6 protein-coding genes are annotated in these 8,049 nt (G+C 48.2%); all 6 read left to right on the top strand.

The window, feature by feature from the left end:
- The first annotated feature begins 215 nt into the window (after positions 1-215).
- Positions 216-1,013: a TspO/MBR family protein gene (locus Q7J41_RS05780; protein ID WP_304886127.1), complete on the top strand. Its 798-nt coding sequence runs from the start codon at positions 216-218 to the stop codon at positions 1,011-1,013.
- Positions 1,014-1,338: 325 nt separating this feature from the next.
- Entirely contained in the window at positions 1,339-2,691 is a 1,353-nt protein-coding gene (locus tag Q7J41_RS05775; RefSeq protein WP_304886125.1) for an aspartate aminotransferase family protein, read from the top strand.
- A 53-nt stretch (positions 2,692-2,744) separates the two neighbouring features.
- The gene (locus tag Q7J41_RS05770) at positions 2,745-3,863 is read left to right on the top strand and encodes a 4-hydroxybutyrate dehydrogenase (RefSeq protein ID WP_304886122.1); all 1,119 of its coding nucleotides are present in this window, start codon (positions 2,745-2,747) and stop codon (positions 3,861-3,863) included.
- Between the two features lie 334 nt (positions 3,864-4,197).
- Positions 4,198-4,755 (top strand): XRE family transcriptional regulator, encoded by a 558-nt coding sequence (locus Q7J41_RS05765; protein WP_304886121.1) that lies wholly within the window; start codon positions 4,198-4,200, stop codon positions 4,753-4,755.
- Positions 4,756-5,071: 316 nt separating this feature from the next.
- A complete protein-coding gene (locus Q7J41_RS05760) occupies positions 5,072-6,289 on the top strand; it encodes an aspartate aminotransferase family protein (RefSeq protein ID WP_304886119.1) in 1,218 nt (405 codons plus the stop codon).
- A gap of 183 nt (positions 6,290-6,472) precedes the next feature.
- Complete coding sequence (locus Q7J41_RS05755) at positions 6,473-7,990, top strand: APC family permease (protein ID WP_370650988.1); 1,518 nt, start codon at positions 6,473-6,475, stop codon at positions 7,988-7,990.
- Positions 7,991-8,049: the final 59 nt, after the last annotated feature.

Genomic DNA, 8,049 nt, shown 5'->3' with positions numbered 1-8,049 from the left:
TTGGGGATCGGTAAACTTTCAATATCAATCATTTGTTTTATCCAGTATACTAAAAGGATCTTTGTCTGTCCAGCACAAGGTATGTCAGAATAATTGCTACTGAACAAAAGAAATGAAAATAAGAATTATCAACTAATCGGATTAAATCAATATTTAACATTATAATGGGTATAAAAAAAACATCGTTAGAGAATAATACAGAAGAGGTGAGAACAATGAATCGACTAACAAAATCCTGGATCGGATTGATCCTATTAATGAGTACCCTGGTTATTAACGGTTTGGGGGCTTTCGGTTTTTTCAATGGGATGTCCCAGAAGGATATTTCTGACATGAACGGAACCTTGATTACCCCGGCGCCGTCAACCTTCAGTATCTGGAGCGTCATCTATCTGCTGTTAATCAGTGCCGCCGTGATGATGATTGTTAAAAACAAGGATGAATATTACGGCCAGGCTATTGACCGGATCAGTTATCTGTTCTGGCTGTCAAGTGGTTTAAATATGCTTTGGATTGTTTGCTTTTCCTATACCCTGATCGGCATATCGGCGATTGTGATCCTGGCGTTTGCGATCACTTTGAGTTTACTGATTCTGCAACTGGGAAAGATCCAGATCGGGAATCAGTGGTTGTTGCCGGCAGCTTTTGGAATGTATACTGGCTGGCTGCTGATTGCCACGGTGGTCAATATCACCTCCTGGTTGGTGAGTATCAACTGGCAGGGCTTTGGGATTGCCGCTGATGTTTGGGGGATTATAATTTTGATCGTGGCGGTGGTCTTAACGGTGGTGATTACTTGGATCACGAAGAATGCCATTCTTCCCGTACCTGTGGCTTGGGGATATTTCGGTATTTATCAATCCTTAATTTCGATGGATGGTTTTCAAGGCGCCTATCCATCGCTGGCCATGACCGCTCTGGTGGGTATTGGCTTGTTGGTTGTAATGACTGCGATCCAGTTTTATTTAAATCGCTGGCGACTGATGCCCGTGGTTAATGCCGACGCTCCTTAAGACAGGCAGCGAAGCAGCGATATTTAGAAAAATATTAGAGATGATCAGTCGGATTTCCAGCACCAGAAAAAGGTCGGGGGATCCGTTTTTTTAGATTAAACAATGGGGTGGTGATGATATTGTTTAATCAGCACAAAGGATATAAAATTATTTAGGCTAGATGGCCATTGCACCTGGTTTTGGCTGTGCTATAATAACAGACATAAACAAGACAAGGAAGTCGCTTCCCGGTCTTGTTTTTTTTGTGGAACCGCAAGCAAAGCAATGGTGCTTTGACGACAGCGTTTCGCAGTTACTCAGACAGCTAAGAAATGAGGAGATTAAAATGTTAAAAAACGCATTACCAAAAATAATTACCGAACAGGTGCCCGGGCCTAAGGCCACGGCCATCATTGCCAGAAGAGAAACCGCTATTCCCGGCGCGATCAAATGTGTCTATCCGCTGGTCATCGACAAGGGCGAAGGAGCCATGGTTGAAGATGTTGACGGCAATCACTTTGTCGACTGGGTTGGCGGTGTGGGAGTGCTGAACATTGGCTATTCTCATCCCGAAATCGTGGCGGCGGTGAAAGCCCAGTCCGAAAAGTATTTTCATGGCATGTTCAACATCGTCACCCATGAAGGTTATGTGGAGCTGGCTGAAACCATGAATGCGATCGTGCCGGTTCGGGGTGCTGAGAAAATGACCTTTTTTGCCAACAGCGGCGCCGAAGCGGATGAAAATGCCGTGAAAATTGCCAAAGCCTTTACCAAGCGACCCAATATTATTGTCTTTTCCGGGGCATTCCACGGGCGCACGATGCTGACGATGACGATGACGTCAAAAAAAGCTTATGCCCATGGCCTGGGACCATTTCCCGATGGGATTTATCGGGCGCAGTTTCCCTATCTTTATCGGAACCCGGCGGGGATGAGCCCAGCGGATGCCATCGCTTATTACACGGACAGCATTTATCGGGTCTTTGAAGAGTCGTCACCAGCCGAACATGTGGCGGCGATTGTAGTAGAGCCTCTCCAGGGCGAGGGCGGCTTTATTCCCGCCCCGTTGGAGTGGATCAAAGCAGTCCGGAAAATCTGTGATGAAAAGGGAATCTTACTGATTGCCGATGAGGTGCAAACCGGATTCTGCCGTACCGGAAAGATGTTTGCTTCAGAATACTGGCAAGCGGTGGGGGCGGAGCCAGATATTATCACCACCGCTAAATCAATCGCAGCCGGATTGCCACTGAGTGCCATCACCGCCAGAAAAGAAATTATGGAATCAGTCAAAGGCGGCACCATCGGGGGAACCTATTGCGGGAATCCCGTTGCCTGCGCCGCCGCCCTGAAAGTCATCGAAGTCATGAAGCGGGATCGCCTGGACGAACGGGCTTGTGAAATCAGCGACGTCATCTTTGAGCGCTTCAATAGCTGGCAAGAAGACTATGCCGTAATCGGCGATGTCCGAGGCCTGGGTGCCATGGTCGGGATTGAATTTGTCAAAGACCGAATCACTAAAGTACCTTATCCGGAACTGGTGTCAGCAATTGTGGGCGAAGCCGCCCAAAACGGCCTGATCATCGAAAGTGCCGGCGTCTACGGCAATGTCATCCGCTTCCTGGCACCCCTGGTCATCACCGACGCCCAGCTTCAAGCCGGCCTGGATATTTTTGAAAAAGCGATCATCAAATGTGTGTAAACCCATATCAATTGGCTATGTATTAAAAAGGCGGGAGCCGGAAAGGAGAAACTATGAAACAATTTGGAATTACCCCGAAGATCCTAGAATTTGAACACTGTCAAGAAGTGGGTGAGCATTTTCAGATCGGTAAGGGGGATCTGGTTTTTATCAGTGACCGAACCTATGAACAATATTTTAACGAAACCATCGGTGCTGAGGCCTATCGGGTCAACTACCGGAACTATGTCAAGGGCGAGCCCACCGATGTGATGGTTGAGGGGATTTTTGCAGATATCAAAGATTATCAGTATAATCGGGTGTTTGGCATCGGCGGCGGCACGATATTGGATGTGGCCAAACTGTTTGCCCTGAAAAATACCGTGCCGGTGGTGGATCTGTTTAATAAAGAACTGGAAATCATCAAAGACAAGGATCTGATTTTGATTCCCACCACCTGCGGCACCGGCAGCGAGGTTACCAATATTTCGATTCTGGAACTCACTGCGATCCACTCAAAATTTGGTTTGGCCGTCGATGAACTGTACGCTGACTACGCTGTCCTGGTACCGGAGCTGCTTAATGATCTGCCGCTGAGCGTCTTTGCCACCAGTTCCATCGATGCTTTTATTCATGCGATAGAATCCTACACCTCTCCTAAGGCCAGTGCCTTTAGCCGGCTGTATTCGAAAAAGGCGATGGAAATGATCATCAGCGGATATCAGACCATTGCTGCCCAGGGCCCGGAAGCCCGAAAACCGCTGCTGAAAGATTTTATGATCGCCTCAACCTTTGCCGGGATTGCCTTTGGCAACGCCGGCTGCGCCGCCGTCCACGCCATGAGCTACCCCCTCGGGGCGGTCTACCACGTGCCCCACGGCGAAGCCAATTACGCGATGTTTACCGCGGTTTACAAAACCTACCAGACCCTCGACCCTAACGGCAGCATCAAAGAACTCAACGCCTTTCTGGCCGCCATGCTCGGCTGCGATCCCAATGCCGTTTATGAAGAAATCGAAACCCTGCTCAATCACATCCTGCCCAAAAAAGCCCTCTGCGACTACGGCGTCACCAAGGCCGATCTGACCAGCTTCACCGAAGCCGTCATGACCAAACAGACCCGGCTGATGGCCAACAATTACGTGCCCCTTACCCAAGAACAAGTTCAGGCTATTTATGAGCAGCTTTATTAATTACTTTTGTATGCAGCTACCGTACCGACCAATTTATTATGGTCCCATTTCACGGTAACTCGTTCTGGAAATCTGTAAATTTCTTTATTAAGCGCCGCAAACTGTAATCTCAAACCTAACCCAGTACCGACAATTTTTACATCATGTTGTACGCATCGGAGCGGACAGGTTGATAAACCTGTCCGAATCCGCAGCGAACAACAGATTAACAATTGGTCGGTACGACAGTTGAGCACCCACCCTAAAGCTATCACCAATACAAAGATTTTGGGGTAGCCGTTGATTTTAACTGGCGGTTAAGATAAACTTAGCCTTAGAGAAAGTCGAGGCGAAGATGATGGATTACTTAAATAAAAATATCTCAATCAATTTAAAGGCGATCCGCCGGGAAAAGGGCATGAGTATGGACGAGGTGGCCGAACAGACCGGGGTCAGCAAAAGCATGTTGGGTCAGATTGAACGGGGCGAAGCCAATCCCACCATTGGGACCCTCGGCAAGATCGTCAGTGGGCTGCGGGTGGATCTGTCCGATCTGACCCGAACCCCGGGGCTTGGTGTCTATGAGGTCGACCGGCAAAAACTGATCCCCTCCAAAGAGGTGCCCGGCCATTATGCCGTCTACACCTATTTTCCCTATGAAAAGAACCGCTTGTTCGAAATCTATGAAATTGAAATTGAACCCGGTGCCTGTTATGTCAGCGGCGCCCATGGCCAGGGAACCAACGAGTACATCGTCGTACACGTTGGTGAATTAACCCTAGAAATCGACAATTCCTTTTATCAGGTCAAAAAAGAAGATGCCATCTGTTTTGGCACGGCGATGAAACATACCTATTGGAATAAGGGCAACGAGCAACTGAAATTTATCACGGTCTTCGTCTTTAAACAGTAGCATAACCGGATATACGCATTGTTTGAGTCCCAATGATGATGGTGAGCATGTGCAGTATAATGCACAAACGATTATATTTTAGTGACATACACCCCTTTAAATAGCGATTTTGAAAATTAATCAAATAAATATACGATGTGTATTGACAATATAGTGCACACGTGTTATATTGTAGATGTCAATTGACAGAACGAAGGCGTTCGAAACATGATGGTTCATGTTCCGGCGTTTTTTTTTGTTTATCCGATAAACAAAGATGTTTGTCAGAAATAAAACACTTACATATCGTTAATGGAAAAGGGAAAGGAAATTTGGAATGAAACTTAAAGACACGGGACTCACAAAAGAGGAATTAAAGCAAAAAGTTGCCACCTATATGATTGAAACTTACGAACGGTTTGATTTTATCGCCGAGACAGCTAAAGATATGTACATTTATGATGAAAATGGCGAGGCCTACCTGGATTTTTATGCCGGAATCGCCGTCAACAGCGCCGGCAACTGCAATGATAAGGTAGTGGCCGCAGTGCAGGATCAGGTCGCCGATGTGATTCACACCTTCAACTATCCCTACACCATCCCCCAGGTGCTGCTGGCCGAAAAGATCTGTACCAGCATTGGCATGGACAAGATCTTTTTTCAGAACTCCGGGGCCGAATCCAATGAAGCGATGATCAAAATGGCCCGGAAATACGGGGTCGAAACCTACGGACCGGAACGCTACAATATCGTTACGGCCAAGATGTCCTTTCATGGCCGCACCTTCGGCGCTATGAGTGCCACTGGTCAGCCGGACAACGCCTGTCAGATCGGTTTTGGCGATATGACTCCTGGTTTCAGCTATGCTGAATTCAATAACCTGCAGTCATTTAAAGATGCTGTCAACGACAATACCATTGCTATTCTCGTTGAACCAGTCCAGGGGGAAGGCGGCGTCCATCCGGCGACGATGGAATTTATGCAAGGTCTGCGAGCCCTCTGTGATGAAAAAGGCCTGCTGTTACTGCTGGATGAGGTTCAAACCGGCTGGTGTCGCACCGGCGCAATTATGTCTTACATGAATTACGACATCAAACCGGATATCGTCTCGATGGCCAAGGCCATGGGCGGGGGCATGCCGATCGGTGCCATCTGTGCCACCGCTGAGGTGGCCAAAGCCTTTACGATGGGTTCTCACGGCACCACCTACGGTGGCCATCCGGTGTCCACTGCCGCCTCGCTGGCGCAGATCACCGAGCTGCTGGACCGCAACCTGGCCGGCAATGCCCGGGAAATGGGTGCCTACTTTATGAACCAACTAAAAGGTCTGCCCAAGGTCAAAGAAGTCCGCGGCCAGGGCCTGCTAATCGGGGTTGAATTTGAAGATGGCATCTCCGGCGTCGATGTCAAACATGGGGTGCTGGAGAAAAAACTGCTGATCACCGCCATCGGCAAAAATATCATCCGGATGATTCCACCGCTGATCGTCTCCAAAGAAGATTGCGATAAGGCTTACGGCATCATCGAAGCAACGGTTAAAGAATTGGTTAATTAAACAAATTACTTGAATTAAATAGAGCACTTAAATTAAATAAAACAGATTATCTAAACAATGGGGTTTTTACAGCTGAACGGCTGCCAGTCTGAATCAACAGACCGATAGCAGCAGGCTTGTGAGGACTCCGCTTTTTTTTGAAACACGCAATTATTTTAGCAAATCCAAAAACGAAAGGAGTGTATGATTCACAATGCGGATCATACAAAAAGAAAAATGAGTGAAAAAACAAACAAGTCAAAATTTGACAAAGTGTTGAGCACCAAAGACATTTTTGTGCTGGCCTTCGGCGCCATGATTGGCTGGGGCTGGGTGGTTAACACCGGTATCTGGATTGAAACCGCTGGTGCTCTGGGAGCGGCGTTAGCCTTTCTCATCGGCGGGGTAATGGTGCTCTTTGTCGGGTTGACCTATGCTGAACTGACCGCGGCGATGCCCCAATGCGGTGGCGAGCATGTCTTTAGTTATAAGGCCATGGGACCGACCGGGTCGTTTATCTGTACCTGGGCGATTATTCTCGGGTATGTCAGCGTGGTAGCCTTTGAAGCCTGCGCCTTTCCCACGGTTATCCAATATCTGAGTCCCAATTTCCTGCAGGGTTATATGTACACCGTGGCTGGATTTGATATTTACGCTTCCTGGGTGGCAGTCGGTGTTGTCACCGCCATTATCATTACCATCATCAATATTCTTGGCGCCAAAACAGCGGCCAAGCTGCAGACTATTTTTACCGCTTTAATTGCCGGAGCTGGACTACTGTTAATCGCCGGATCGGTCATTAATGGTGATCCTGCCAACATTGCCGGAAACATGTTTGGCGGCAGTGTTGAAATGGGCACCACTGCTCTCGGCAGTGTCCTGACTGTTGCCGTAATGACACCCTTCCTTTTTGTCGGCTTTGATGTTATTCCCCAGGCGGCTGAAGAAATCAATGCCGGATTCAAGAAAATCGGCGGCATCATGATTCTGTCGATCCTGATGGCAGTGGCTTTTTATGCGCTGATCATTCTAGCGGTTGCCTATGTGATGCCGGCCAGTGCGATGGCTGATTCAACTCTGGTTACGGCCGATGCGATGGGTCTGGCCTTTAACAGTGCGATCATGACCAAGGTTCTGATTGTCGGCGGAATGGCCGGAATCATCACCAGCTGGAATTCTTTCTTAATCGGCGGCAGTCGGGCAATGTACTCAATGGCTGAATCCAATATGATTCCCAGAGTCTTTGCCAATTTGCACCCTAAATTTAAAACTCCCGTTCTGGCGATTGTCCTGATTGGTGCACTGTCTGTGATTGCTCCTTTCTTCGGCCGAAAAATGCTGGTCTGGATTGTTGATGCTGGAAGCTTCGGCGTTTGCCTGGCTTATGCGATGGTGTCGCTGTCATTCCTGATTTTAAGAAAAAAAGATCCCGGCATGAAACGCCCCTACAAGGTTCGCTTCGGTACCTTTGTGGGCATCGTGGCAGTCGTACTCTCTGGTTTGATGACGTTGTTGTATGTGATTCCGCTGCCGTTTGCTTCCACCGCTCTGGTTATGGAAGAATGGATCATGGCCGGCGGCTGGGCGATCCTCGGCGTGATCTTCTATGGCTACTGCAAGTTCAAATACGGTGATGAGTTTGGCGCCCATATGGACGTGGAATATGAAGACGTCGATGAACAACCGGTCTTTGCTGGCCGAGTTGGCAGCGTGACTGAATAACCCAGCGCTAGAGTGAGTGCGATGTGGACTGCCGTACCGACCAATTGTTAATCTGTTGT

The organism is Acetobacterium sp. (assembly GCF_030652775.1).
Classification (GTDB): Bacteria; Bacillota; Clostridia; order Eubacteriales; family Eubacteriaceae; genus Acetobacterium.
Note: the sequence above shows the minus strand (reverse complement) of the source record. Positions and strands in the feature narration are given on the sequence as shown.

Bases quoted from the DNA above. Each gene is read 5' to 3' on its own strand.
- Q7J41_RS05780 (WP_304886127.1), top strand. From the start codon at position 216: ATGAATCGACTAACAAAATCCTGGATCGGATTGATCCTATTAATGAGT.
- Q7J41_RS05775 (WP_304886125.1), top strand. From the start codon at position 1,339: ATGTTAAAAAACGCATTACCAAAAATAATTACCGAACAGGTGCCCGGG.
- Q7J41_RS05755 (WP_370650988.1), top strand. From the start codon at position 6,473: ATGATTCACAATGCGGATCATACAAAAAGAAAAATGAGTGAAAAAACA.
- Q7J41_RS05770 (WP_304886122.1), top strand. From the start codon at position 2,745: ATGAAACAATTTGGAATTACCCCGAAGATCCTAGAATTTGAACACTGT.
- Q7J41_RS05765 (WP_304886121.1), top strand. From the start codon at position 4,198: ATGATGGATTACTTAAATAAAAATATCTCAATCAATTTAAAGGCGATC.
- Q7J41_RS05760 (WP_304886119.1), top strand. From the start codon at position 5,072: ATGAAACTTAAAGACACGGGACTCACAAAAGAGGAATTAAAGCAAAAA.